Genomic DNA, 25938 nt, shown 5'->3' with positions numbered 1-25938 from the left:
GCTGACGTCAGTGTCACCCCACGTCCCGGCTGGTCCGCCGGACGGGCTCCGACTAAGCGCCCTCGTCGTTCCCTGTCTCGGGTGGCTCGGGCTCCAGGCCGCCCGAGACGGGGCGCTGGAGGTCCTTGCCCAGCTGTCGCCACCGTTCGTGCTCGACCTCGTCCACGTGCCGCAGCGCCCAGCCGTCGAGGTCCCGGGCGTAGACCTCCGGGGCGTACGCCGCCTGCGGCACCGCGAGCTGCGGCAGTTCCTCGCCGGGTTCCTGTCTCATCGGCTGCGCGAGCCCGGCGTGCCAGCGCTGCTCGTCGGGCAGCCATCGCTCGGTGACCGATCTCGTCCGGATGCCGACCAGGACGGCGATCTCCGACCAGTCGGCACCCTGCTCGCGGGCGTTCAGCACCGCGGCGGTCACGAGCTTGTCGACCTGCGCACGCACCCGGAGCGCTTCGAGCAGCAGGTCGCCGGGCGGGCGCTGCCCGTCGTCCAGGGTCGGGACGAGCCTCAGGGCGTCGTCGACCACGTCGCGTGCCCGGTCGGAAAGGACGAGCCGGGCCAGGGCGGCCGGGGTGTTCGGGGCATTCGGGCCGGCTTCGTTGGACACGTCGCGATGCTACCGGCCGAGCCGGTCCTGGCCGGTCCGCGCGCAGTCGGCGGCGACCTCCCGGCAGACGTCGGCCGGGCTGTCGTGCAGGAAGAAGTGGTTTCCGGGAAAGACGCGTACCCGGGACTGGGGAGCGAAGGCCCGCCAGCCGTCCAGCACCTCGACCGGCACCGACCCGTCCGACGCCCCGCCGTAGACCGAGACCGGCGACGACAGCGGTCGCGGGAAGGCGGGTTCGTAGCGCTCGATCAGGTCCAGGTCGTTGCGCAGCCGGGTCAGCAGCTGCGGGCCGAACTCCGGATCGCTCAGGATCTCCTCCGGCGTGCCACCGAGCCGCCGTACGTACTGGGTCATGCCTGTGTCGGAGGCGGTGAGCACGCCCGGAGGAAAGCCGCGTGGGTAGCCGGGCGGAGCCGCGGCGCAGAGTACGACCCGCTCCGGGGCCGAGCCGCTGACCTGCTCCTCGATCCGCCGGGCCGTCTCCGCGGCGATCAGCGCGCCGAGGCTGTGTCCCAGCAGCACCCAGGGTTCCGGAAGGTCCCGCAGCTCCGCGGCGAGCGCGTCGGCCCGGGACTCGATGCTGGGCCGCCGGCCGTTCGCGCCGGCCGCGTCCGCCCAGTGCACGGCCCGGACCGCCAGGCCGGCCGCGGCGGCTGCCCGGACCCACCCCCGGAAGGCCACCACGCTGCCGCCGGCGTGCGGTATGCAGATCAGCGTGCGGGTCGTCGTGCCCGGACCGACGGCCCCCAGTGTCACCAGCGACGCCGTCACGAGCGGTCTCCGTACACCTCGTAGAGCTCCGTTCCGCTCAGGCTCGGATCCTGCCGGGTCTCGGGCGACAGGCCCGCCGCGCGGAGCAGGTCGCAGAACTCGGCAAGGCGTTGCTCCTCGTCGTGCACCTCGGCGACGACGGCGTCGATCCGGGACCAGTCGGCCGGGGCGACTCCGCGCAGGACGTCCAGTTCCGCGCGCTCCACGTCGACCTTCAGCAACGCCACCCGCGCGATGCCGTGCTCACGGAGCAGGCCGGAGACCGTCGTGACCGGGACCTCGAGGCTGTGGCCGTCGTGCAGCCCTTCGATGAGCAGGTCGATGGATTCGTCGTCGATTCCGCCGTTGCGCATGAAGGTCCTGGTGAGGGCGTCGTCCGCCTGCCGGTCCGCATACAGGCCGGAGTTGCCCGGCGCGTCCGGATAGTAGGTGAGCCGCTGAGTGCCCGCCGTGGCCGCCACCGCGGTGCGCACGGCCACGCCGCCGGGAACGTACCGGTCGAGATTCGCCCGGAGACAGTCGAACGTGTCGGGCACGGGTTCGGCCGCGATCACCCGTAGGCCCGGGTTCTCGGCGGCGAAGGCGATCGACACGAGTCCGACGTTCGCTCCGATGTCGAGCACCGCGTCGCCCGGCCGCAGCCCGCGCGACGCGCGCCGGTAGAAGCCGTCGCCGCTGATCTCGCGCCACATCAGCGACGCCTCGGCCGGACGGGTGCACCACACGAGACGGCCGTCCGGCAGCCGCAGCCGGCGGCGCTCGGTGGTGGGCAGGCCTGTCATGGTCATCGCTCCGTTCAGGCCGCGGCGAGCCGTACGGGAACCGAGTCGTAACCCCGGATCAGGATCGATCGCGTACGGCGTGGCAGTCCGGTCAGCTCCGCCCCGCTCACGCGCCGGAGCAGTTCCTCGAAGACGACCGTGAGTTCGGACGTGGCCAGCGCGGAGCCGAGGCAGTAGTGCGGGCCGGCCGCGAAGGCGACATGCGGGTTCGGGTGCCGGGTGATGTCGAAACGATCGGGATCGGCGAACACCTCGGGGTCGCGGTTGCCGGCCGCCAGCCACAGGGCGACCGGATCCCCCGGCCTCAGTGCGTACTCCCCGATCTCGGTCGCCACGACCGCCGTCCGCAGCACGTGCATCGCCGGGCTGGTGAACCGCAGGACCTCCTGAACGGCGCCGGGCAGCAGCCCGGGGTCGTCGCGCAGCATCGCCCACTGCCCGGGATTCTGGATCAGGGCCAGCAGACCCCCGATCGTGGCGTGCCGGGTCGTCTCGTTGCCGCCGGAGATGAGGCCGTCGCAGTTGAGGTAGATCTCCTCGTCGGTCAGCCCGGTGCCGTCGATGACGCCGTTCACCAGCGCGGTGACCACGTCCTCCCCCGGCTCGCGGCGACGGCGGCGGACCAGGTCCTCGTAGTACGACAGGATGTCGGCGTGCGCCTCGGCCATCGCGAACTCGTCGGCCTGGTCCGACCCGAACGCCACCATGGTCCGGTCCAGCATGAAGTCCCAGTCCTCCGGCGGAACGCCCAGCATGTCGCAGATGACCGAGAGCGGCAGGCGCGCGGCAACGGTGGTGAAGTCGCACTCTCCCTCCTCGATCGCCCGGTCGACGGCGGCGGCGGCCGTGGCGCGCATGTTCTGCTCGAGGCGGCTCACCATGCGCGGCGTAAACACCGAGTTGACGATGCGCCGGATCCTGCCGTGCCGCGGCGGGTCCGTGATGATCAGCATCTTTCCGGCCGCGGCCGAGGTGGCGGCCGGGTTCTGATCCAGCCGCATCCCCCGCTCGGAGGAGTATTCCCTGGTGTTCTTCAGCACCTGGGAGATCAGCGGATGCGAGAGCACGGCGTGGAACCGCCGTCCCTCGTACGTGCCTTCGTGAACGAGCGCCGCGGAGTGCATCCGCCGCCACAGGTCTTCCGGGTTCCCCTGCTGGTAGAGCTCCGGATCGCAGAGTTCGTTGGCGTAGGTCGTGGAAGCGTGCTGGCCGTGAGGCATACGAATTGATCTCCCGGACCGAAGAGGGTCATCCGATGATGTCTCCGGTACGGCTCCGGCACACCCCCAGGATTCCGCTCCGCGGACGCCCCGAATCCTGGGGTGGGCCCGGGACGACCCCGGGGTCGCGGCAGCCGCCCCTCACGGTCGTACGGCCGCCCGGAATCCGGTCCAGCGCAGGTCGCCCGGCAGGTGGCTCATGTCGTTGAACATCACCAGGGTGGGCGACAGACCGGCCCGGTACTCGATCACCGTGAGCCCCGTGTTCGCGCTGTCCAGGCCGAGCCATCGGGTCGGCGGGGCCTCCAGCGCGTCCCGTACCAGCCAGGCGATCGGGTACGCGTGCGTGACCAGCACCTCGTGCGAGTCAGGCTCGGTGCGCTCGGGGGCCCTGGTGAACCGCGCCACCAGGGCTTCGGCGGCCCGCTTGCCGGACGCGGCCTCGGCCTCCTCGAAGCCGTCGAAGAATCCGGCCCAGGCCTGGGGCATCTCGGCCGCGTTCGGTACGTAGGGCACATGGTCGATGAGTTCGCCGGCCTCGGCCACGGGCACGCCCGGCAGGTGTCTGCCGATCTCACGCGCGCTCGCGGCGGCACGGGGCAGAACCGAGTGCCACACCGCGTTGATCGGCAGCCCTGATAACCGCTCGCCGAGCAGGTCCGCCTGCTTGTATCCCGTGTCGGTGAGCTCGCCGAAAGCGTCCGCCGAGCCATGACGTGCCAGATAGAGATATCGAGTAGCCACGGAACGAACCTACCGGGTCCCCGGTTCCGCGCCGCGGGGAATTCCGAGGGTCGACAGCAGATCCTCGTGAAGCTCCATCCAGACCGCATGGCACGAGGGGACACCGACCCCGGCCACCCACTGCCCCTCTCCCGCACGGGCGCGGGCCAGGGCGGCGGAGAACCGCTCGCCGTAGCCGCCGAACCGGGCGAGCACGTCGGCCAGCCCGCCGACCAGTTGGGTCAACTCGCCGCCGAGCACTTCCAGTTCGTTCAGCACCCGGGCGTCCCACGCCGGGTCGCTGTGGTCGTTGGACGCCAGCCGATCGCTCTCGGTGGGCCGCAACTGCCAGTCGGTGCACGCCCGCACCAACCGTCCGTTCAGGATCTCGAACGCCTTGTGCGCCTGCTCGACGGCGGCCCGGGCGCCGGCTTCCTTCAGTTCCTCCGCCAGTTTCCGGGTGTCCTCGTCACGTCCGCGCTCGGTGAGCGTCCAGCCGCTGGTGCCGCCGAACGCGACGTGTGTCACCCACCCGTAGGCTTCGAAGTCCGGCAGCAGTTCACAGACCGTGTCATGGTCGACGCCGGTGCGCCGGGCAACCGCCGTGTCGTTGGCGACCCCGGTCACCCGTACGGCGTGCAGGACAAGTAGATCCGGTGAGGAAGCGTGCGTCATGGCAGTGAGCATTCAGGCTCGTGCTCGCGACGTCAACGCGGTACTCGCACTCCACGCGGGTTGTCGGAGCGTGTCGTCACGCAACATGTACAGTGCACTGGCTAAGGGGTAGGTCCTTGATTGTCAACCTGGTTGACGCCGAACTCGGGACGTCGGGCGGAAAGGCCGCAGCGCTTGCCCGGCTCCTCGAGGCAGGTCTGCCGGTACCACCGGGGTTCGTGGTGCCGACCGCCGTGTATGAGCGGGCGGCCCACGGCCTCGACTTCTCGGACGCCGGTGCCGTGCGTGATCTGGCCGGCCTCTCCCCGGCGCTGGTCGACGAGATCGCCCGAGCACTCACACGAACCACCGGGGACGGGTACGTCGCCGTGCGCTCGTCGGCGACCAGCGAGGACACCGCCGCCGCCACCGCCGCAGGACAGCACGACACCTTCCTGGGCGTCCGCGGTCCCGATCAGGTCGCCGAGGCGGTACACCGCTGCTGGGCCTCGTTGTGGTCCGGACGTGCCGTGGAATACCGGCGCCGGCAGGAGGGCGCGGAACCGCCCGCGATCGCGGTGCTGGTGCAGAGTTTGGTGGACGCCGACGTCGCGGGGGTGATGTTCACCGGCGCCGACATCCGCCTGGAGGCGTCCTGGGGGCTGGGCGAGAGCGTCGTCAGCGGTCAGGTCACGCCGGACTCCTGGACGTTGTCCGGCGGCGCTGTCACCCGTCGAACGCTCGGCACGAAGAGGACGCGGATCGATCGGGATCACGACCGGGTTGTCACCCGTGAGGTGGAGCCTGCCGACCGGAAGAGGTTCTGTCTGACCGACGAGGAAGTGACCCGGCTCGCGGAGATCGGCCGGAGGACGGCCGATCTGCTGGGCGGGCCGCAGGACATCGAGTGGGCGATCACCGGCTCCCGGATCTGGGTCCTCCAGGCTCGCCCGGTGACCAGCGCCCTCCCAGCCGGGCCGGCGGCCTCGCCGGACACCACCGGGGAGAGCAACGTCCGCACGGGTACGCCCGGAAGTTCCGGCTCCGCCGCTGGACCGGCCCGCGTGGTACGCGGCCCCAGCGATTTCGCCCGCGTGCGGCCCGGCGACGTACTTGTGTGCCGGACCACGGACCCGGCGTGGACCCCGCTGTTCGGTGTCGTCGCCGCGGTCGTCACCGAGACCGGTGGCCTGCTCTCCCACGCCGCGATCGTGGCACGGGAGCAGGGGCTCCCGGCCGTCCTGGCGATTCCGGACGCGACGACGGTCCTGCCCGACGGTGCGATGGTCGAGGTGGACGGAAGCACCGGCCGGGTCGCGTTGCTCGGTCCCCGGTGAGCCGGCCCGGAGAGCCTGCCGCAGACGACGTCCGACTGCCAGGCCGGGCTCGGTCCGGCAGTCGACTCGGCCGGGAAGTCCCGGAAGCCCCTGGCCCGGTGCTGTGCGGACAGGCGGCTGATCACCTCTCCGGTTGCCGTGTTCAGCTATCCGGTTGCCGTGTTCAGCGCGGCGGACAGGTCGAGGGTGCCGTGCCGCACGTGGTCGAAGCCGCGGCGCGCGGGCACTGGGGGCGGGTCTCGGAGCGATCGCCGGGCCCGGCCGGTGCGGCGCGGACCGACTGACGGAACCGGACAACCAGTCGATCACGCACGCCTCGTTCACACCTCGTCCGTGGCTCTCCCCGCATTCGCGCTGTCACGCTGCCCGCAGCCTTCGAAACCGCCGCGGTCGGCCACGGCGTGGCCGGCGCCGCTTCCCTCCGCGCGTGCCGTGATCAGCCCGTCGCGCACCCGGATCGCGACCTCGGTGTGGTCGTCGACCGACTCCCGGCCGATGGCCGCGGAAACCATGCCGGCGTCATCGAACACGATGCGCAGCCGCGGTAGTTCCCCGGCCGCGAACACCCGTCGCAGGCAGCCGACGAGATCGGCGATCCGAAGCCGGGCCAGTCGGCCGATCTCGGCGGGATCGTCCGTCACAACGACGAGTGTCACCTTGTCGCGCATCCGCGCCGAGCGCACGGCCTCCTCAGCGGCGGACAGACGTCTCACGCCCAGTACGACCACGACGCCGTCGTCGTCCAGGTCGACCTGACGGCCAGTGATCTCGTCGCGCAGTCCGCGGGGCGCTGCCCACTGGTCTTCCGCCGACTGTGCCGGGGCGACGAAGGACAGGTGCGGCGGTTCCGAATCGTCGATCGGGGCCATGCCGGCCAGGTGCTCGGCGGCGCGGGCCAGGTCGAACGGATCGCCGACCCCGGGGGCGTTCTCCGCGAGACCGGCCGCGCCGTGGAGCAGGGTCAGCGCCAGCTCGGCCAGTCGCACCGTCCGGGTGCGCACGGCGGTACGCGGCTCGACTGCCGTAGCGAGCAGCAGGGCTTCGAACCGGACGAGTTCGGCCAACGCGGTCCGGGCCGGCTCGGTGTCGAGCACTCCGGACAGCGAGCGCAGCTGAAGATGACCGCTGCCCGGTGTGTCGCCGGCGAAGGGCAGCCGTTCGAGCCACACCCGGGCGAACGCGCCGAGTGCCCTTCCGACGGAGTCGGGCGATGCCAGCGGCGGTTCGGCGCAGGCTCGGGCATGCTCGGCGGCGTCGGCGAGCACGGCGAGGTAGAGCCCGCGCTTGCCGGTGAAGTTGGAGTAGACCGCGCCCCTGGTCAGTTCGGCCCGCTCGGCGATCCGGTCGATCTTGGCCTCGCCATAACCGTGTTCGGCGAACTCCTGCCGGGCCGCGACCAGCACCACCGCACGGGTCCGTTCCTGCTGTTGTGCGCGGGTCAATCTCGCCATCATCTCCCCCTCTGTGCCCCTTCCGCTTCCGCTGTGCCATGATACAGACAGCATCCAGATGATGACGTCATCGGAAAACTGTGAGCATCGGAGATGATCGTGGGTGACCTGGGGTTCGAGGTCGACGGGCTGATCAAGAGGTTCGGCCGGACGACCGCGGTCGACGGAGTGAGCCTCGCGGCTCCGCGCGGACAGGTGCTGGGACTGCTGGGACCCAACGGCGCCGGCAAGACGACCGTCATCCGGGTACTGGCCACCCTGCTGCACCCGGATGAGGGCCGGGTGCGCGTGGCGGGGATCGACGTCCGGCAGGATCCGGCCCGGGTTCGCCGGCGCATCGCGCTGTCGGGGCAGCACACGAGCGTCGACGACGAGTTGTCCGGGCGGTCCAACCTGGTCATGATCGGCCGACTCCTGGACCTCGGGCGGCCTGACGCCCGTCGGCGGGCCGGCGAGTTGCTGTCCCGCTTCGGCCTCGACGATGCGGCCGACCGGCCCGTCGCCACCTATTCAGGCGGGATGCGACGCCGGCTCGACCTCGCCGCCAGCCTGGTGGGACGGCCCGAGGTCGTGTTCCTCGACGAGCCCTCGGTCGGGCTGGACCCCGGAAAACGCGACGAGTTGTGGCAGATGATCCGCGGGCTCGCCCAGGACGGCGTCACGGTCCTGCTCACCACGCAGTACCTCGAAGAGGCCGACGCCCTGGCCGACGCGATCACCGTCATCGACCGTGGACGGGTCATCGCGTCCGGCACACCCGCCGACCTCAAGCGCGAGGTCGGCGGGCACACGATCGTTCTGCGACCGTCCGATCTCGGCGATCTCGACCCCGCCGCCGCGATCGTCGCCCGGGTCGCGGGACGGGAGCCTGACAGGTCACGCCGCCAAGAACTCATCGTGCCGGTCGCCGGCGACGCGGAGTTCTTCGAGATCACCGCCCAGCTCCGGGATCACGGCATCGACGTCAGTGAACTCGCGTTCCGCCTTCCCAGCCTCGACGAGGTCTTCCTGTCCCTGACCGGGGCTCCCACCGCCGACGCCAAGGACGCAGCATGACCACATCCCTCTCCGAGACCGCCCGGCCCTCGCGCTTCGGCATCCTCCGGCACAGTGTGGTCCTCGCCCAGCGCAGCCTCGCCAAGACCAGCCGGAACCCCGGCCCGATCATGAACGGCATCATCACCCCCGCGCTGTTCATGGTCCTGTTCCTCTACCTGTTCGGCCGTCCGGTCGCCGGTACCACCGCCGAGTACCTCCAGTACCTGTTCCCCGGAATCCTCGTCATGGGCGCCGGGCTCGCGGGCATGATCTCCACCGGGTCGGCCATCAATCTCGACCTGAAGAACGGCGTCACCGACCGGTTCCGCAGCCTTCCGATCAGCCGTACGGCGCCGCTGCTCGGCTCGGTGCTGGCCGACATCCTCCGTTATCTGATCGCCGTGGCGGTCCTGTTCGGCATCGGCGCACTGCTCGGGTTCCGCGTCCAGGGCAGCGCCCCCGCCGCACTGGGGGCGGCCGGACTCGCCATCATGTTCGGGTTCTGCCTGAGCTGGCTCACGGTGTTCATCGGTGTCCTCGTCAAGAGCGCCGACGCCGTACTGTCGTTCAGCTTCATCGCCTTCCTGCCGCTCCAGTTGGGCAGCAGCCTGGCCGCCCCGATCGACACCCTGCCCGGATGGCTGCACGCCTGGGCGTCCGTCAACCCCGTCACCCACGTCATGAACGCCTGCCGGGCTCTGCTGAACGGGACACCGGACGACGGAAGCATCGGCCTCACCCTGCTGTGGTCGGCCATCCTGTTCGTCGTTTTCTGCCCACTCGCGGTCCGCGCCTACGGCCGCCAGGAGTGACGACGCCGACCGGCGGCAGCCTCCGTCGGCTTGGATTCCAAGGTCAACGGAAACAAGAAACCCCAGGTCAAGTATCTGACCTGGGGTTCACCATGGAGCCGCCTTCGGGATTCGAACCCGAGACCTACGCATTACGAGGGCCTGCACGATCGTCCCGGGAGGTGCTGGAGTGTGCCACGGGCTCTCGTTTTCGCTGGTCAGAAGCGTGCAGCCGAGACCTGCGTGCCGCCCGATCCATCCTCAGCCACCCCATCCGCTCACGCAGCGCTCACGCAAATCTTTGCGGCGCGCTGCAAGCTGAGGTGCCTGTGGTGGGACGCGTCCGCCCCACCACAGGCACCTCTCATGCGGTGAACGTCACGTGGCTCCAGACATCCGTCTGCTCGAAGGTGACATTGGTACCCAGGGCCTCGAAGTGTTTGCGCCCACATTTGATCTTTCCCAGCTCTTCTGGTCGGAGAAGGCTCTCTTGCTGGGTGCCCTTGGTCTCTATCACCAGGTAAAGGCGCTGCTCGCCGTCGGGAAGGCGTCGCACGATAGCCCAGTCCGGATTGTATGTGCCGAGCGGGGTGGGGACCTTGAACCAAGACGGGAGCTTGGCGTACACCTCGACGTCGCTCGCCGACTCCAGATCCTCGACGAACTTCCTCTCGGTCTCGGAGTCGTAACGAACTTCCTCGTAGACACTCTTCGCAGCAGGGGTCAGGTTCTTGCCGAGATAGCCGTGCAGCTCCTCGGTAAGGAAGAGCTCCTGGGCGTAGACGTCGCTCTCCCCGAGCTTGACGTACTTGATCCCATCGACAAGCGCCGCACGCCGAGCCTCCGTGATCTTCTCAGCGGCGAGGGACACAAACTCCTGCGGGTTGCGCTGGAAATCCCGGAAGCGGCCGCTCTCAGAGAGGATTCGGTGGATGGTGCGTCGGGTCAGCTTGGTCTGCTCAGCCAACTCGCCGAGGATATCCGGTAGCGGGATGTCTCCCTGCTCGACCAGCTGCGGGGCCGAGGTCGACTCAGCACCGGTTTCGATGCCACGCTCGCTTATGGCCAACGTCGTTGACGTCCACACCATGCGGGCAGGAAGAATCTGGCGGGCCTCCTTTAGAGCCCGCGCTGCGTCCGCGATCAGCTTCTCCGCGTCGAAGTCCACCCGGTAGGTGGTCCTTTGCTTGATGCGGTTCCACAGTTCGTGGAACCGCGGGTTCTCGAAGACCTGCTTACGGACCTTGACCGTGCGACGTTCATCCCGGTCGTTAATTGTGATGCCCTTAGCGCGCTGCTGAAGCCGTTCCACCACTGCAGTCTCCAGGCCGACGAACTCTTCAGGCAGCGTGAACGTGTCTTCTGCGAGAGCCTGATGGAGCAGCTGCGCGTCGATCTTGCCGCTGCTCTGGATGTAGCCGGCCTCCTGCAAAGCAGCGAAGAGCCGCTGCGAGCCCTCGCTGCCCAGGCGCTTTCCGTCACCGTCGGGAAGGAGGAGGCTGGAGAACTGGTGCGGCTCAATTCGACCGAAGCTGACCTTGGCGTCCTGCTCGTACTCGGTCTGTAGAGAGGTGGCGAACTGCTCCAGGCTCTCAGTCGCAACGACTGTAAGGGTGTTTACGTCGAAGCCGTGGAGCCGCTGACCCTCCTGATTCACAGCCAGACGTAGACCACGACCGATGGTCTGCCGACGCTGCCGCTCGGTGCCCATCTCACGCAGGCTGCAAATCTGGAAGACGTTCGGGTTGTCCCAGCCCTCGCGAAGTGCCGAGTGGGAAAAGATGAACTTCACCGGCTCGTCAAGGCTGAGCAGGCGCTCCTTGTCCCGCATGATCAGGTCATACGCGCGCTCGGCGTCCGCGCCGTCCTGGGCCGCTCCCTCCTTGATGTCCTTGGGCTTGCCCTTGGCATCGCGAGCGAAATAGCCCTCGTGGACTGCGCTCGGCTCGGAGTCGAGATCCACCCCACCGAAGAGAGTCGAGTAGCGGGGGTTGCGCTGGAGCCGCGCATACTCCTCTTCGAAGATCTTCGCGTACTCGCCCGGGACCGGAGCGCCATCCAAATCCTCGGCGCGGTAGCGATCCACCCGATCGATGAAGAACAGACTCAGCACCTTGATGCCCCGGGAGCAGAGCTCTAGCTCGCGATCAAGGTGTACCCGGATGGTCTTGTTAATTAGATGCCGGGCTCGCTCAAGCACCGGGATATCACCGTAAGCCTCGCCTTCCTTAAGGTACTCATCGATCCCCCCACCATGGATCTGAATGCAACCCGGCTCACTCCTTCCACGGCCCTTGGAGACGTCGCCGATCAACAGTCCCTCGTACGCGCGGTTGCCGGTGATCGACTCAAGGCTGCTCCCGGGGTCAACTTTCTCGGTCTGGCGCACAACACGCCCGGACCTCATCGCGTCGACTTCCACGGTCGCGGTGTAGTCATTCTTCCGCGTGCTGATCTTTTCAAGGCGGATATAGGGCCGGCCGTGTGCGTGCTCCACGGTGCCGCCAGCCACCTCGATCTGTTTCACCAAGCCCGCCTGGTAGGCATCAATGGCATCCAGCTTGTAGACCATGTTGAACACGTCCACGTGCGTCGCCGAGTAGCGCAGGCTAAACAGCGGAGCCATCTCACGCAGAGCCGCGCGGCCCCGGCCTTGAGGTCCGCCGTCAACACTCTGCGGCTCGTCCACGATCAGAATCGGCTGAACCTGTCTGATCAGATCAATCGGGGCTACACCGCCAGTCTGTTCGCTGGGCTGGTAGATCCTCGCGGTCGCTGGCTTGTTGATCGCCGCAGCAGTAACGATCATCAGCTCGATGCCCGAGCTATGGGCGAAGTTCCTTACCTGACCGAGCTGCGCCGAGTCGTAGGTGAAGTAGTGCAGCGGCACACCGTCATAGAGGGCCTTGAAGTGACCCTCCATAATCTGCAGCGACTTATGGACGCCTTCCCTGATCGCGACGGACGGTACGACGACGACGAACTTCGTGAAGCCATATAGTTTGTTGAGTTCATAGACGGTGCGCAAGTACACGTACGTCTTGCCAGTACCGGTCTCCATCTCGATGGTGAAGTTCAGATCGTGCTCGTCCGCCAAGTCGGACAGCGAGGAGAGCGGCAGCCCGTTGCCCTCCTGAATCCTGTTCAGGTTCGCGAGCAACTGCTCCGGCAGGATTCGCAAGCGGTTTCCGATGCCCTCTGCCGTGAATAGGTCGGCGTTGTTACCGCTGACAGTGAACAGGCCCTGCCCACTCTCCTGCCCATGGAAAAGTCCGCACACTGCGTCGACGGCTGCCTCCTGGTGTGGCAACTCAGAATCGAAGTGCAGCTTAAGCTTTGTCACGGCAGCCCCTCCCGATCAAATGCTCTTGACAACGAAGGACGGCACGTGTTGGTCCAGGATCGCGATAAGGTTCGCCTTGGCGACGTCATCGGCGAAAGCCACGTCCTTGAAGAACGCGGTCACGTCTCCGTCGGGCTCCAACTCGTCTCGCCAGTCGACAATCCCCTTAGCAATTTCCTCGGCGTTTCCTTTCGTGATCGAGCCAGCGGAAGGAAGGCAAGCGAACAACAGACCAGCACCCGTAGAATACACACGCTTTCCCGCGAAATCCCGCGCCTCCACCTTCGAGGCCAGATCAAGTCCCTGATTCAGCAAGAGTTCAAAAAGGATATCTTCCTCCTCTCGCCCTTCGCGGACGTTATCGATGAGATCCAGCGCTTGCTGCTCGACGTCTTGTCGCGAAGTATCCCATCGGAGCATACCGCTGTCCGCCAGAGAAAAGATTCGCGTCCCAGAATCACCGAGACCGCCAGAGTCCTTTATTGCACCCCGGCGAATCCGCTCCACCGTTACCGATGAAATGACTTCACGCCGGCCCGACTGACGACAAACCTTCAGGGCTTCCCGCCCTTCAGCGACCTTCGAATCCAGCTTCTCGGGCAGCTGGACAAGAATGAAGCGGCGCCGAACGGCATCGCGAGAATTCAACTCTTGAATTGCCCTGGCAGATGAACCCGATCCCGCAAAGAAATCAAGGAGAATATCGCCATCCTCCTTGAGAATGTGTGGAAAGAAATTCAGGAGAAGGCGCACCGGCTTAGGGTTGCTGAAAACTTTACCGAAGTCCGAGAAGTCGTCTTTCAATTCGTACGCACCCAGACGGCCATCCAGCTCTAGGACGCTACTCAACTTCTCCTGGTACTCGGAGGCGTATACCTTCAGCTCGATGATCTTATCCTCATCCTCACCGAAGAGGATCCGCCCGTCCTCAAGCAGGCGCTGCATCGTTGCCTCCGGGAACCGGTAACCCATAAGTGGCTGCTTGCACGGCTTGCCGGTCTGAGGGTGGAGAACATCGTACCGATACCCCTCCTTGCCTGGGTTGTGGACACTCTGACTTCCGGTATAGACACCCCCCTCATCAATATACTTGTAGCGATCGAGCGGCCACATTTCACCTTTGTTTTCACGGAACCAGCGAGAATACCTCTCACGCATTTCCGTAAGATCGGAAGATTCTTCAATGATTCGCTCTCCGGCCTTCACTACCGCATCGCGGACGTCGGAGATCGAAGACTTCCAGACTTTCTCAAGAGATCCCGAATCACGCGCCACGAACAAAAGATACTCATGCTCAGTTGCGATCCGAGAGGGGTTATTGTCGGTAGCATTTTTCCAGACTACAGTGCCGACCAAATTCTCTTCACCGTAGATCTCTGCGCACATTGCCCGCAGATTTGCGTACTCTCGTTCATCGATCGAAATCACGAGCACGCCATCTTTGTTGAGGAGGTTTCGAGCCAGCATAAGGCGTGGATACATCATGTCCAGCCATGCACTGTGGTAGCGGCCGGAGGTCTCGGAGTTACTACTCAGCCGTCCGCCGTCGCTGCCAGCCTGGCCAGTCTGTTGGAGATAGTTCTGAATGGTGTCTTGGAATTTGTCCGGGTAAATGAAATCCTTACCCGTGTTGTACGGGGGATCGATGTAAATGAGCTTGACCTTGTTGGCATAGCTCTTCTGCATGAGCTTCAGGACTTCGAGATTGTCACCCTCGATCATGACGTTCTGCGTGGTGTCCCAGTCCACCGACTCCTCGGGGCGGGGCATGAGCGTCGCCGTGCTCGGCTTGAGAGCGATACGGCGGGCGTCACGCTTGCCGAACCAAGTCAGCCCGAACTTCTCATCGCTGTCATCGACGGCATCACCAAGCAGCTCGCGTAGCGCGTCGAAGTCGACCTTGCCCTCTGTGAAGGCAGACGGGAAGATCTTCCGGAGCTGTTCGAGGTTCTCCGACACGAGGTCCTTGGAGTGGGTCTCCGGGTCCCCCGGCTCAACCGTGTGCATCGTCACCCTGATCGTCCCCTGCTTCACTACGGCACCGTCCGGCTCACCTGGTGCCCTCTTCTTGACCGTGCTCTTCGTACCTGCTGCGTTACTACGCCAGACGCAACTTATCGTGCGCCGCTGACAAAGCGATCCTCTTCACCTTGATCTGATCCTGTAGCTCGATCCTGCGTGGGATCTGCTTCTCTTTCTTGATCTGGGCGACCAGCTTGTTGATCTCTGCCTCGAGTTGGCTGCTCTCCGTCAGGGCAGTCAGCTGGGTCTGTGACGCCTCCAAGGTGCCCGCGAGCGCAAACTCTCCGATCGCCGCAGCGACACGCAAGGCAACCGTGGAGGCCAGCCAACCCTCGTAGACCGTGCTGAGGTCGCTGCGCGGTTGTCGGTCGAGCGGCAGCGCGCTCAGGAAAGCAACGTCCACCGGCGCGGGGACGTCTCCGACGGAAGCGGTCACAGGCGGACTGTCCAATGTGACCTCACCGTTCCGCGCGTGTGACATGCGCTTGAGGGCAACCGATACACGGGGTCCGGACTCCTGTTCGCTAACGAGCAGGATCGGGTATGGCACAGCTCGATGGAGGAGTTCTTCCAGGCGAGTGAGCTTGATCCCGGTCCGGGTCCGCAGAGTCATGACGTGGAGCTCGGGAATGCGCCGACTGCCATCCGGGGCCGTGTAGGCAGGGATTCCCACGGCATCAGGGCGTATCGCGGCGGCCCAGCGCAGGGTATCGATGCCCTCCTGCAGCAACCGCCGATCAGCGGCGCTGAAGTCGGAGTGCGCCTGCAACTGGGTCTTGGGTACCCGGACGCCCACTGCGCAGTCGGCAGGCAGCCGAAGCGCGTCGACTACGTCGTCCGGAGTCATCGCTGGGCTTCTTGGTCGTCGTGTGTAGCGGATCCGGCAGGATCGACGTCGGCAAGGGGCAAAACGGCAAGGAAGGCAAGTACTTCGAAGTCATTGGTCCCGGCGAAGCCTCCTGCCGCGGCGGCCTGGGTGCCATCCAGGCTGAACAGACTGGCAACCGCGCGCTCTTCCTCCTTGCCAGTGATGGAGCGTACAGCGGCGGCAAGAGCCTTGCGGGCTGCCCCCATGTCGGCGCCGCGCCGGGTGCGGGCGTCGAAGAGTGCGGTGAGCCCTGGGTCAACCTGGCTCTGCTCGGCACTCACCCTGCGCACCCGGTCGAGGATGCGCTTGGTCTGGGTATGGCTGAGCTGCACCACACCCTCCTCGCCGACGTGGATGAGGTAGTGAGGGGCAAGTGGGTCGCCGGCCTGCACTGCCCGATCGGCTGCCTGGCCTTCGGCACGAAGGCAGAAGATCAGTCCGGGTGGGACATCGCCATCGGCGTCCGCGACCGCGTGAACCCCGAGCGGCTCCGCCTCCAGCTCACCGGGGTATCGCTTGGCATAGTCGGCGAGGTCGATGCGCAGATCGGTGAGGGTGAGGTCGGCGATGGACACGCCGGTCGACAGGTCCTCAAGGTCGAGGACAGAGTCCTGGAGCTTGAGGAGTTGTGCGCGCCGGTACTCGAGATCATTCATCGGGTCGCCTGCGCTGGTCTCGATGACATTTTCTTCACCGGTGGCTGAGATGTCGAGGAGCACCATGCGGCCCGTGACTCTCTGCTCGAGGCCGATGTATTCCTCCAGGTCCATCTGCGGCCAGAAGTTGACGAGCTGGATCCGAGCGCTGCGAGAACCGAGACGGTCGATACGGCCGAAGCGCTGGATGATACGCACCGGGTTCCAGTGGATGTCGTAGTTCGCGAGCCAGTCGCAGTCCTGCAGGTTTTGGCCCTCGGAGATGCAGTCCGTGGCAATGAGCAGGTCGAGCTCGCCTTCTCCAGCCAGGTCATCCGGGCGTTGCTTCGAGTGCGGGGAGAATGCAGAGAGGATGCCGGGGAGATCGCGGCGCAGCTTGAGCGTGGTGCGGTTGTTCCCGGATCCCGTCACCAAGCCAACCTCGACGCCGAGTTCGACCTGCGCCCATTCGGCGAGCTCGTCATACAGATATGCGGCGGTGTCCGCGAAAGCAGTGAAGACGATGGCCTTGCGATTGCCGAGATTGATGGGGTTGCGGACCTTTTCCGCGATCAGCTGCTTAAGGTGGCCCAGTTTCGCGTCACGCTCCGGTATCACCTGCTCGGCCCGGTACAGCATCGCGGAGAGGCGCTCATGGTCCTCCAGGAGGTCCTGGCGCCAGCGGATCAGATCCATGTCCGCGATGAGCACCCTGATCTTGCCACCACCGATCGCCAGCTCGTCGGAACGCAGGTCGTCGCGCTCCTCCTCGTCGAGAGAGTCGGGGCGGTAGTAGGTCTCATGGCGGTCGATCGCACCCAGGTGCGCGTCGATGCGCTCCAGCTGCCGGCTCACCGTCAACCGGAAGGAGTGGACGGAACTCTCCAGCCGCTTGAGGATGTTCACCCTCATCAGGTTGACCAGGCTTTGCTCTCGGTCGACCTGCTGGAAGCTACCCTTGCCGCTCTTCAGCCGGGTGGCGTACTTGTCGGCGTACTCGGCCCGCTTGTCCGCTCTCAGGTAGTGCATGGGCGAGTAAGCGGCCAGATTGAGCTTGCGGATCTGGTCGTTGAGTTCTCCGATGGCGCCGAAGTCGCCCTGTGTGTCGATATCCGACTTCACGTTGAGCGGTGCGAGGCGCTCGGGGAAGGATCCAGTCTCGGCAGTGCCGTAGTACTTCTCGATGTGCTTGCGCGAGCGGGCGATGGTCAGCATGTCGAGCAGCGTGAAATAGTCGAAGCCCAGCATGTCCACGAGTAGAGCTGGGGTACGCCCCTCCGGGCCAAGTTCCTGCCACCGATTGAACTGGCGCTGCGCGACGCGGACGGTCTCGGCGATGCTGGCGATACCGTACGGCGCCAAGGCCGTGTCGTCGTTCTCGGTAGCGAAGGCGATCTGGTTGCGCAAGTCAGCAAGCCGGTTATTGACCGGGGTTGCCGAGAGCATCAGGATGCGGGTCTTCACGCCCTCCTGAATGATCTGGCGCATCAGGCGGTCATAGCGAGTCTCGCCGTTCTGCTTCGGAGAGTTGGCGTTGCGGAAGTTGTGCGACTCATCGATGACCACCAGGTCGTAGTTACCCCAGTTGACGTGCGCAAGGTCGATGTCGCCAGATCTGCCGGATTCACGGGACAGATCAGTGTGGTTGAGCACGTCGTAGTTGAAGCGGTCTGCAGCAAGGAGGTTTCGGCGGTCATTCGCCGTGTACATCGTCCAGTTGTCTCGCAGCCGCTTCGGGCAGAGTACGAGCACCCGGTCGTTGCGCAGCTCGTGGTACTTGATCACGGCGAGCGCCTCGAAGGTTTTCCCCAGGCCGACGCTGTCCGCAATGATGCAGCCGCCGTAGCGATTCAGCTTGTCGATCGCACCGATGACGCCGTCCCGCTGGAACTTGTACAGCTTTCCCCACACCACGGTGTCGTGGATGCCGGTCTTCGCATCGATGACCGCGTCCTCGTCCAGCTCCCCGCCAGCAGCGCTAAACAAATGGTGGAGCATGAGGTGGTAAATGCGCTCCGGGTCACGATAGCGTCCGAGAGCACGCATCTGCTCTAGCAGCGGGCCCGCTTCAAGAGAGGCGGGCGTGCTCGCCCACATCGCCTCGAAGAGTGGAGGAGCAAGAGCGGCCGCCTCGCTCTCGTTGTCGGAGCGCAGGATCGACGTGTACGGATTACCAGGAGCCAGGCCGAGGCCGGAACGATCGAAACCGAAAGAGCCCTGGGCCAGCGAAATCACTTCACCCGAGGCCGCTCGGGCAACCAGAACACCCTGGGGAATAGCGTGAAACGCTGCATGTCGCACCTCGGCACGTCGAGCAAGCCACTCGGCGCAGGACGCAGCAAGGTAGCGGCTCGACAGGCGGTTGCGGGCAGCGCGATCATGCTCGCCGCCCAGCAGGTGCAGCTCGGCGCCTACGCCCGGCAGCAGGAGCCGAGCCCGTTCCAGCTTGGCCAGCTCCTCACGGAGCTCTTCGAACGCGTACACGGAGAAGGTCGACGAGGCGAGGTCCATTGCACCGCCCGGTTGCAGACTCGGCCTCACTACATCGATCAACCGGTCGCCGCCGCGGTTGCTCACGACCTTCAATGAACTCCCCCTCCGGGCCATCAGCTCCGACAGACGATTCCGATGACGCAGAGCCTAGTGCAGGCAGCGGACACGGTACCTGCATACGCCGGGTATCAACCTGCGCTGCCGCTGCCTCCGTTATCGACGTAGTCGTTCGGATCTGCAAATGCCGGCGATTGCGCATCTGACTCCCCAATGAGACTCTCAGCCTGGTCCCGTCAGCGACCTGCGCACTGCGTCGACCAGCGCCCCCGCGCGCATGTCATCGGAACCGCTGACGATGTGGTTCATTACATAGCTGAGGGCGATGCCGTGTTCCGGATCGGCGAAGGCGAGGGAGCCACCTCGGCCGTTGTGGCCGAAGGCGCTCGGTCCGCTCATGGGGTTGTCTTCGGTGGGCAGCTGGTAGCCGGACCCGAACCGGCTCGGTGCCACCAGCACCTGATCCATCCCGGCCGCCTGCTCCTTAGCTGCAGACGCGACGGTCTCCGGGTTGAGCAGGCGGACGCCGTCCACCTCGCCGATCAACGCCGCGTACATCCGAGCCAGGGCGCGCGCCGTGCCGATGCCGTTCGAGGCTGGCAGTTCCGCGGCCTGCACCTCGGGTGAGTCGAAGTCGATCGCGGCGGGGTCCGTGACCGCGTACGCCCTGTTGCTGAAGGAGTTCGGGTCGCGCCAGGCGGCGACCTGCTCGCGGAGTTCTTCGGGGACAGACTCCGGGGGCAGGGTGGTGAGGTCTACGTTCGGCTTTCCGTACGCCATGCGGCTCACGCGGTGGCGTTCGTTCGCCGGCAGGCCGATGAAGAAGTCCAGGCCGAGGGGCGCGGCGATCTCGTCGGCGAAGAAGCCGCCGGGAGTGCGGCCGGACACGCGGCGGATCACCTCGCCGACCAGCCAGCCCCAGGTTCGGCCGTGGTAGCCGTGCGCGGTCCCGGGCGCCCACACGGGGCGTTGCGCGGCCAGTGCGGCCGTCATGGGGTGCCAGGACAGGGCCTCGGACAGTGGGACCGGGCTGTCCAACGTGACGAGGCCGGCCTGGTGGGACAGCAGCCAGCGCACCGGGATGTCCCCCTTGCCGTTCGCGGCGAACTCCGGCCAGTACTCGGCCACTGGCGCGTCCAGGTCCAGCAGGCCGCGCTGGGCCAACATGTGCGCGGCGGTCGCGGTCGCCCCCTTGGTGGCCGAGTAGACGAGCTGAAGGGTGTCCCGCTCCCACGGGCGACCCGTGTCACGGTCGGCGATCCCACCCCACAGATCCACCACTGGCCGACCGTCCTTGTACACGCAGACCGCCGCGCCGATGTCTCCGTGCTGGGCGAAGTTTTCCGCGAACGCCTCGCCTACGGGCTCGAACCCGGCCGCGATGTCACCGCCGAATGTCGTCATGCCGCCTATCGTGGCACTCCACTCGCCCATCTCCAGAAACCGGGCTGCTTCCCGTACCCGAGCGCAGGGTGTGTGGATCAGGACGCGGCGGACAGAGCCTGGAGGCGATCGCGGAACTCGCAGACTGCTGGGACGGCCTTGTGCGATTCGAGCCGTTCGGCGAACTCCTTCAGGCGATCCAGTGCCCGTACGGAGCTGACCTTGTCTTCGAGGAGTGAGGCGCCGTGGTTCGCCGCGTCGAGTGCCCCGTCCAGGTCGTGGCCGGCCAGTCGGGCTTCGGCGAGGCGGCTGGACCGGACGGCCCTGTCTCGGGGTGTTGCCTTCTGAACCGAGATCTCCAACAGGCTTGTCGCCGCCTCCACTTGGCCTGCGCGGAGCAGCACTTTGCCCTCGGTCGATTTGAGTTGGGCCTCGCCGAACCAGTCGAGCCAGTCCGGGTCTTCGCCCTCCGTGTGACGGTCCCAGTAGGAGACGGCGCGGTTCAGTGCTGTGCCGGCGCGCTGGTGGTCGCCGTCGCGGGAGAGCGCTTCGGCCTTGTGCAGGTGGAGGAAGGACTGGGTGTAGGGCGACAGGGTACGAGGGGCGTTGTCGATGGCGGTGGAGATGAGGTCGACGCGTTCGGCGGTCCGGCCGGCTTCGGATACGTGGACGCCCATCTCTGCCAGGACGAAGGCGCCGAAGGCGTCGTCGCCGGCGGTGCGGGCACTGCGCAGTGCCCCTACGTAGTACTGCTGTCCTGCGGACCGGAGCCCGGCGTCATAGGCCATCCAGCCGGTCAGATGCGAGACCTGTGCCGCCAGCCCGTAGAGGCGAAGACAGATCTCGTCCGTGTACCGGCCCGCGCTCAGGAGGCCGGTGATCAGGGCGAAGTCGCCGCGTGACTGTTCCAGGAGCCGGGCGCCGCCGAGCTGGTCGTCGAGCGTGCGGAGTGTGGTGATGCGCTGCTCGATCGTCGAGACCATCGTGTCGGTGACGCGATCGCCGTTGAGTGCCGAGGCGAAGGCGGACGGTGCCTCGGCCCAGCTTGCCGCGAGCCCGGTCAGGGCGGCGCCGGTGATGGTGAGGAACCCCCGGCGGTCCAGGCGGCCACTACCCACCAGGTCATCGAGAGTCTCGACAGTGCCGGCCTCGTTCCAGGGAGCGGTGAGCCCGGTCACCTCCCATACGGGCAGCCAGCGCGGCCACTGCTCGGCCTCTACATGCTCGCTCGGGACGCGCAGAAGGTCTGCGAGGACGCGCTGCGCGTCTGCGTCAGGCTCTTGGCCCTGCTCCCATTTCCATACGGTGGTGCGGTTGGTCGCGAGCGGGATTCCGAGCAACTTTCCGTGGGCTTGCATAAGGCGGGCGAACTCCGCCTTGCCCCAGCCGCGGGATTGGCGGACGAAGGTCAGCGGGTGGACGGCTAACGGCTCACCGGGCACGTCATCACTCCCGTCATCGCTCGCGGCGTTGCTCCGAGGCTACTGGTCCTGTGCGCGCAGGGAAGGGCGTCCCCAAGAGGAACCCCCTGGAAACGTTCCGGGCTTGTAGGTCAGGACGTTGACTTGGTGTCAGCCGACAGGGGCAGTGCGCAGGGCGTCACTGCTCGGGCGGTTTCCCAGATCGGCGGCTCCATGTCTGCGCCCCCTATCGGGCATGGAGCCGCTCTCCAGTCCTTCGGAGGCGTTCACCATGCCCACCCTCGTCACTCGATTCGTTCTCTCGGGTATCAAGGAGGAGGTCTCTCCCGCCCGGCGCATGGTCGTGGACAAGGTTCGGGCGTGGGGCGTTCGCCTGGATGACGAGACGACGGACGCGATCCGCCTTGTGGTCTCCGAGCTGGTCACCAACGCCGTGCTCCATGGGGTGGGCCCCGTCACCGTGGAGTTGTGCCATCAGCCGGGCAGCCTGGTCATCGGCGTGCTCGACAGCAGCGAAGCGATGCCGGAGGTCGAACAACCGGCTTTGGGTGCTGAAGGCGGACGCGGACTCGGGCTGGTTGGCTTCTTTGCGGTCCGGTCAGGGTGGGAGCCCGGAGAACACAGCAAGCGAGTCTGGGCGGAATTGGCTCTCCCCAGGGCAGCTCCTGCCGTTCGCGCCGCTGTTCTGCGCCGGTTCTTCCTGGCCAGGCCGGGTCCTCGTGCCCGATCCGGGTCCGAGGCGCACAACTCGACGACGGCCTGATGGGCCGCCACGCGGGAGGGCCAGCTCGTCTGCCGGAGTCCGGTGTGGTGTTCAGGCCGACTCGTAGAGACATCGATCCGTCCACGGGTGAGCCCACAGCTCATGCGCTCTGGGACCGCCACGCGTGGGAGCCGAGCGGTCGGTGCTGGCTCTGGTGCGGACGGCCGGACGTCGAGGTGACGTGGATCGGGCCTGTGTGCTCCAGCGGGATGCACGCGGACCTCTACTCCTGCCGGTCCTGCCTGTACGAGCTGGACCAGCGGGTCCTGGAATCCAACATCCGCCGCGACATAGCTGCTCTGCCCGTCACGCCCTCCACGCCCGGTCCTCCGCGGCGCTGAGGGCGTGGCGTGACCGAACCACCGAAAGCTCCCCGATCACAGACTTCCCGCCGGAACCCCGGCCGGGAGAACCCGAAAAGGAAGGAGCACGAGGTGGTACAGAGCACGACGACAACGCCGCCGGCCCCGAGTGGCCTCCTGGTGGCGGTGGAGGAACTGACCGCCGTCCATGACCGGTACGACAGCCTCCGGTCCGACAACCAGGGCAACTCCGGCGACGCGCCCTGGCCGGGAGGGGACGGAAACCTGACCGACATCGAGTAGCACCAGCGCGGCGGGGACCGACCCGGCCCGCTGTGTCGGTCCCCGCCACGTACGCGTCATCGCACGACTGAAGCCGTACTACTCAAGGAGACTGTGATGGAACACCAGTTGGTCGGCGCCATGGAGCGTGCGCTGGGTTGGACCGGGGTGGAGGAGCTGGGCAAGGGCTTCACTCGCGGCAACCTGGGCGATCCCGCGCTCGTCTCCCGCATCCTGACCCCGAACCGCCTGCTCGACATCGCGATGCGCCGGAGCCTGAACCGTCCGCAGTTCCGGTGCTTCCAGCAGGGTGAGGAAGTCCACCCGGCGATCTACTACACAGACAGCGTCAGCCCGCGGGGACAGAGCATCCCCATGGTCAACATGCGCAGTCTCGGCCGACTGCTCGACGAGGGCGCCACGCTCATCCTCGACCAGCTCAACACCTTCGACCCGACGATGGAGGTCGCCTGCCGCGCACTCCAGTGGTGGTCGCACGAGCGAGTTCAGGTCAACGCGTACCTGACTACGAACGACGCCTCGGGATTCCCGCTGCACTGGGACGACCACGACGTGGTGATCGTCCAGCTCGCCGGCGAGAAGGAGTGGGAAGTTCGCGGCACCTCCCGAACGGCACCCATGTACCGGGACGCCGACCCCAACACCACCCCGACCGACGAGATCGTCTGGTCCGGCGTGATGAGGCCCGGCGACGTCATGCACATCCCCCGCGGCCACTGGCACCAGGCGACCCGGGCGGGCAGCGGCGCCGGCAAGAGCCTCCACGTCACATTCGGCATCACCAAGCGCACCGGCGCGAGCTGGCTGGCATGGCTGGCCGACTGGTGCCGCGAGGAGGAGATCTTCCGCCACGACCTAGATCGCCACGGACTTGGCCTCCCGGACGGAGCCCGCAGCGAGGCCCTGGCCGAAGCCGCCACCCGCCTGGTCGGAGAACGTTCTCCGGCCGACTTCCTGGCAGCGTACGAGCAGGCGGCGGCGCTGCCCCGACACGTGCCGTTCCTCGACGTCCTGGGCTCGCTCGACGCCGTGGTGTGCACCACGCACTTCCCGCCCCGACTCCAGGAGAACGGCGAGACAGTCGACGTCGTGGCCTCGGGCAAAAAGCTCACCCTCGCCACCAAGGCCGTTCCGGCGCTGCGCCTGCTGCTGAGCGGCCGTCCCGTCCCCCTGGACCCGGCGGCGGCCCTCGTAGGAACCGAAGTGGTGGAGGTGGCCGAGATCCTGGTGAAGGAGGAGATGTGCGCGACTCTGACCCCCGAGTTGTCCTCGGGCTACACAGGTCTCGTCACGAACGCTGTCTCCTAACCGGGGCGTTGGACCTCGGCGTCACCGCGATCGACACCAGCGCCAACTACCTCGGCTTCCGCTCCCACGAGGTCCTGGCACGCACTGCCGGTGACCTGCTGCCGAAGTTCACACTCTCCACGAAGGTGGGCTACTTTCCTGGCGCCGGAGGGGTCGAGCACTCGCTTGACCCCGTACGGCTGTACGTCGCTGTGGAACATGCGGTACGGGGTCTCGAGAGGGAACCGGACCTGGTGTTCCTGCACAATCCCGAGCACTCCCTACCGGCGGACAGCACGCGGTCACGGGATCGTCTGGCCAAGGCGTGCGCAGCCCTCTCCCGTGCTGCAAGAAGGGGACTGTGCGGTACCTGGGGCATCGCGACCTGGGACCCAACGTCACTGCCACTCCTGGTCGAGGCGACCATGCCGAAGCCTTCCGTACTCATGGTCCGCGCCGGCCTGCTGGTCGGCTCCAGGACGCTGGATGCCACCGGCGCCCTGACGACGGCCTGGGGCCTGGATCGGGCATCGGTGCGGGGAATGAGCCCCTTCGGCGGCAGCGTCAGGGCCCCGGTCTGGAGCCGGATCGACCCTCGGGTCTTCCTCCGGAACGGCGTCGGGCTCTCCCGCACACAGGCCGCGTTCCGTGTCGCCTACCGGCTGCCCGAAGTCAGCAGTATGGCCGTCGGTACGGACGAACCAGCGCACCTGGGGGAGCTGCTGGGCGCTCTGGCCGCGGAGCCCGACGAGCGGGTGATCGGTGAATACCGGCGCCTTCTCCGCGACCACACCACCACTCAGCCAGTCTGAAGAAGCTCCTGAACGATCTCCTCAGCCATCCGGCGGGCCGGCTCCCGTCGCGGATCCTGTGGGTGCGCGTCCGGTCCGAGGATCTTCGAACACGCGAACAGCGTCATCAGCTTGCCATCCCGGCTCGCGAAGTCCGCGTGCCGCTCCCGCCGCACGCGATCGGCCAGGGCCGGGATGACGAGCGAACTCGCCCACAGCGATGCTGAGTCCAGCCCTCGCGGGGCGTTTCCCCAGTCCTCCCAGTCGAAGAGGCAGAAGACCGGCCCGGTCATGTTGGCCCAGTTCAGGTCCGCGTGCGCCGGCACCCACTGCTCAATGGTGGTGTCGAAGTCTCCGGGTACGGCACCACAAATGGACTCGGTGACGAGGTCTTGGGTGATGGTGTCGGTGTCCGGAGTGGCGACCCGGTTCGTCATCTGTGCTGCTAGCGAGTCCAGTGATGTGTTGAACGCCTGCCACCAGTCGTCGGGCAGCTCGGGGTCCTCCCCCAGTACGGCGGTCCCGATCGGCCTTCCGGGCAGCAGGTCCGTCTCGTCCGCCCGCCACATCACGGAGTCGTCGGGGTCGCGCCAGACGACGCACCCTCGCCACTCAGGCTGAGCGATTCCCTGCAGGCGGGCGGCGCACTCGGTGCCGTTCCATCCCTGATCGCCGATCTTGTCGAGCCGACGCCGCTCGACCCGAACCCAGGTGTCACGGTCCGTCCGAGCCCCCACGGATCTGCGCTTACGCACCACGGGGCTCGGATCGAGGCGTGTCTGCAGCGATCGCTCAACGTACGCAAGCACCTCGTCGACCGACTCGACTCGTAGATCAACAGCGCGACCGGCGGGGACCGAGAGAGTCATGCGAGCGACCGTAGCAGCGAGCCGCCCGGCACA

The 25938-nt window shown here is 66.7% G+C and carries 22 protein-coding genes; 8 read left to right on the top strand and 14 right to left on the bottom strand.

The window, feature by feature from the left end:
• Nucleotides 1-52: 52 nt before the first annotated feature.
• From HTV45_RS20030 to HTV45_RS20005, 6 genes are all read right to left on the bottom strand, one after another.
• Nucleotides 53-601, bottom strand: coding sequence for a hypothetical protein (locus tag HTV45_RS20030; RefSeq protein WP_215207187.1), 549 nt, complete (start codon nucleotides 599-601; stop codon nucleotides 53-55).
• A 9-nt stretch (nucleotides 602-610) separates the two neighbouring features.
• Nucleotides 611-1372: a thioesterase II family protein gene (locus HTV45_RS20025; protein WP_215207186.1), complete on the bottom strand. Its 762-nt coding sequence runs from the start codon at nucleotides 1370-1372 to the stop codon at nucleotides 611-613.
• The gene (locus HTV45_RS20020; protein WP_215207185.1) at nucleotides 1369-2160 is read right to left on the bottom strand and encodes an FkbM family methyltransferase; all 792 of its coding nucleotides are present in this window, start codon (nucleotides 2158-2160) and stop codon (nucleotides 1369-1371) included. Before HTV45_RS20020 ends, HTV45_RS20025 begins: the two co-directional genes overlap by 4 nt.
• An 8-nt stretch (nucleotides 2161-2168) precedes the next feature.
• Nucleotides 2169-3374, bottom strand: coding sequence for a cytochrome P450 (locus HTV45_RS20015; RefSeq protein WP_215207184.1), 1206 nt, complete (start codon nucleotides 3372-3374; stop codon nucleotides 2169-2171).
• A gap of 141 nt (nucleotides 3375-3515) precedes the next feature.
• Nucleotides 3516-4118: a histidine phosphatase family protein gene (locus HTV45_RS20010; protein ID WP_215207183.1), complete on the bottom strand. Its 603-nt coding sequence runs from the start codon at nucleotides 4116-4118 to the stop codon at nucleotides 3516-3518.
• Between the two features lie 9 nt (nucleotides 4119-4127).
• Complete coding sequence (locus HTV45_RS20005) at nucleotides 4128-4772, bottom strand: transcriptional regulator (RefSeq protein ID WP_251692430.1); 645 nt, start codon at nucleotides 4770-4772, stop codon at nucleotides 4128-4130.
• Between the two features lie 116 nt (nucleotides 4773-4888).
• Here HTV45_RS20005 and HTV45_RS20000 point away from each other — a divergent pair, with 116 nt between their 5' ends.
• A complete protein-coding gene (locus HTV45_RS20000; protein WP_215207181.1) occupies nucleotides 4889-6088 on the top strand; it encodes a PEP/pyruvate-binding domain-containing protein in 1200 nt (399 codons plus the stop codon).
• Between the two features lie 320 nt (nucleotides 6089-6408).
• Here the strand turns inward: HTV45_RS20000 and HTV45_RS19995 are convergent, their stop codons facing one another.
• On the bottom strand, nucleotides 6409-7539 hold the full coding sequence (locus HTV45_RS19995; protein ID WP_215207195.1) for a TetR/AcrR family transcriptional regulator: 1131 nt from the start codon (nucleotides 7537-7539) through the stop codon (nucleotides 6409-6411).
• Between the two features lie 99 nt (nucleotides 7540-7638).
• Between HTV45_RS19995 and HTV45_RS19990 the strand changes: the two genes are divergently transcribed.
• Entirely contained in the window at nucleotides 7639-8595 is a 957-nt protein-coding gene (locus tag HTV45_RS19990) for an ATP-binding cassette domain-containing protein (RefSeq protein ID WP_308309715.1), read from the top strand.
• Nucleotides 8592-9389 (top strand): ABC transporter permease, encoded by a 798-nt coding sequence (locus HTV45_RS19985; RefSeq protein WP_215207179.1) that lies wholly within the window; start codon nucleotides 8592-8594, stop codon nucleotides 9387-9389. The genes HTV45_RS19990 and HTV45_RS19985 overlap by 4 nt, the downstream gene beginning before the upstream one ends.
• A gap of 343 nt (nucleotides 9390-9732) precedes the next feature.
• On the opposite strand, the gene HTV45_RS19980 is transcribed toward HTV45_RS19985, so the two are convergent.
• From HTV45_RS19980 to HTV45_RS19955, 6 genes are all read right to left on the bottom strand, one after another.
• Nucleotides 9733-12711: a DEAD/DEAH box helicase family protein gene (locus tag HTV45_RS19980; protein ID WP_161380537.1), complete on the bottom strand. Its 2979-nt coding sequence runs from the start codon at nucleotides 12709-12711 to the stop codon at nucleotides 9733-9735.
• A 15-nt stretch (nucleotides 12712-12726) separates the two neighbouring features.
• Nucleotides 12727-14745 (bottom strand): site-specific DNA-methyltransferase, encoded by a 2019-nt coding sequence (locus HTV45_RS19975; protein WP_215207178.1) that lies wholly within the window; start codon nucleotides 14743-14745, stop codon nucleotides 12727-12729.
• 64 nt (nucleotides 14746-14809) lie between these two features.
• On the bottom strand, nucleotides 14810-15580 hold the full coding sequence (locus tag HTV45_RS19970; protein WP_161380539.1) for a DUF4391 domain-containing protein: 771 nt from the start codon (nucleotides 15578-15580) through the stop codon (nucleotides 14810-14812).
• Nucleotides 15577-18813, bottom strand: coding sequence for a helicase-related protein (locus HTV45_RS19965; protein ID WP_202559987.1), 3237 nt, complete (start codon nucleotides 18811-18813; stop codon nucleotides 15577-15579). Before HTV45_RS19965 ends, HTV45_RS19970 begins: the two co-directional genes overlap by 4 nt.
• A gap of 195 nt (nucleotides 18814-19008) precedes the next feature.
• The gene (locus tag HTV45_RS19960) at nucleotides 19009-20190 is read right to left on the bottom strand and encodes a serine hydrolase domain-containing protein (RefSeq protein WP_215207177.1); all 1182 of its coding nucleotides are present in this window, start codon (nucleotides 20188-20190) and stop codon (nucleotides 19009-19011) included.
• Between the two features lie 77 nt (nucleotides 20191-20267).
• A complete protein-coding gene (locus HTV45_RS19955) occupies nucleotides 20268-21611 on the bottom strand; it encodes a transcriptional regulator (protein ID WP_215207176.1) in 1344 nt (447 codons plus the stop codon).
• 214 nt (nucleotides 21612-21825) lie between these two features.
• Here HTV45_RS19955 and HTV45_RS19950 point away from each other — a divergent pair, with 214 nt between their 5' ends.
• The 5 genes from HTV45_RS19950 to HTV45_RS19930 all read left to right on the top strand — a co-directional run bounded on the left by HTV45_RS19950 (nucleotide 21826) and on the right by HTV45_RS19930 (nucleotide 25057).
• Complete coding sequence (locus HTV45_RS19950) at nucleotides 21826-22353, top strand: ATP-binding protein (protein WP_215207175.1); 528 nt, start codon at nucleotides 21826-21828, stop codon at nucleotides 22351-22353.
• Between the two features lie 209 nt (nucleotides 22354-22562).
• Nucleotides 22563-22694: a hypothetical protein gene (locus HTV45_RS34855; protein ID WP_285899662.1), complete on the top strand. Its 132-nt coding sequence runs from the start codon at nucleotides 22563-22565 to the stop codon at nucleotides 22692-22694.
• Nucleotides 22695-22787: 93 nt separating this feature from the next.
• Nucleotides 22788-22958 carry a hypothetical protein gene (locus HTV45_RS19940; RefSeq protein WP_177153847.1) on the top strand — a complete coding sequence of 57 codons (171 nt, stop codon included), beginning with the start codon at nucleotides 22788-22790 and terminating at the stop codon, nucleotides 22956-22958.
• A gap of 96 nt (nucleotides 22959-23054) precedes the next feature.
• Nucleotides 23055-24266, top strand: a complete 1212-nt coding sequence (locus HTV45_RS19935; RefSeq protein ID WP_215207173.1) for a cupin domain-containing protein — start codon at nucleotides 23055-23057, stop codon at nucleotides 24264-24266.
• On the top strand, nucleotides 24200-25057 hold the full coding sequence (locus HTV45_RS19930) for an aldo/keto reductase (protein WP_215207172.1): 858 nt from the start codon (nucleotides 24200-24202) through the stop codon (nucleotides 25055-25057). The genes HTV45_RS19935 and HTV45_RS19930 overlap by 67 nt, the downstream gene beginning before the upstream one ends.
• Here the strand turns inward: HTV45_RS19930 and HTV45_RS19925 are convergent.
• Nucleotides 25045-25905, bottom strand: a complete 861-nt coding sequence (locus HTV45_RS19925) for a hypothetical protein (protein WP_215207171.1) — start codon at nucleotides 25903-25905, stop codon at nucleotides 25045-25047. The two genes, HTV45_RS19930 and HTV45_RS19925, sit on opposite strands and share 13 nt — an antisense overlap.
• Nucleotides 25906-25938: the final 33 nt, after the last annotated feature.

It is taken from the genome of Streptomyces sp. CHD11 (genome assembly GCF_018638295.1).
GTDB lineage: Bacteria > Actinomycetota > Actinomycetes > Streptomycetales > Streptomycetaceae > Streptomyces.
The sequence above is the reverse complement of the archived record's forward strand: the minus strand, read 5'-3'. Positions and strand labels throughout refer to the sequence as shown.

Coding starts and splice junctions, on each gene's coding strand:
- HTV45_RS19935 (WP_215207173.1), top strand. CDS start 23,055: ATGGAACACCAGTTGGTCGGCGCCATGGAGCGTGCGCTGGGTTGGACC.
- HTV45_RS19960 (WP_215207177.1), bottom strand. CDS start 20,190: ATGACGACATTCGGCGGTGACATCGCGGCCGGGTTCGAGCCCGTAGGC.
- HTV45_RS20005 (WP_251692430.1), bottom strand. CDS start 4,772: ATGACGCACGCTTCCTCACCGGATCTACTTGTCCTGCACGCCGTACGG.
- HTV45_RS19985 (WP_215207179.1), top strand. CDS start 8,592: ATGACCACATCCCTCTCCGAGACCGCCCGGCCCTCGCGCTTCGGCATC.
- HTV45_RS19970 (WP_161380539.1), bottom strand. CDS start 15,580: ATGACTCCGGACGACGTAGTCGACGCGCTTCGGCTGCCTGCCGACTGC.
- HTV45_RS19995 (WP_215207195.1), bottom strand. CDS start 7,539: ATGGCGAGATTGACCCGCGCACAACAGCAGGAACGGACCCGTGCGGTG.
- HTV45_RS19925 (WP_215207171.1), bottom strand. CDS start 25,905: ATGACTCTCTCGGTCCCCGCCGGTCGCGCTGTTGATCTACGAGTCGAG.
- HTV45_RS20020 (WP_215207185.1), bottom strand. CDS start 2,160: ATGACCATGACAGGCCTGCCCACCACCGAGCGCCGCCGGCTGCGGCTG.
- HTV45_RS34855 (WP_285899662.1), top strand. CDS start 22,563: ATGCACGCGGACCTCTACTCCTGCCGGTCCTGCCTGTACGAGCTGGAC.
- HTV45_RS19950 (WP_215207175.1), top strand. CDS start 21,826: ATGGAGCCGCTCTCCAGTCCTTCGGAGGCGTTCACCATGCCCACCCTC.
- HTV45_RS20015 (WP_215207184.1), bottom strand. CDS start 3,374: ATGCCTCACGGCCAGCACGCTTCCACGACCTACGCCAACGAACTCTGC.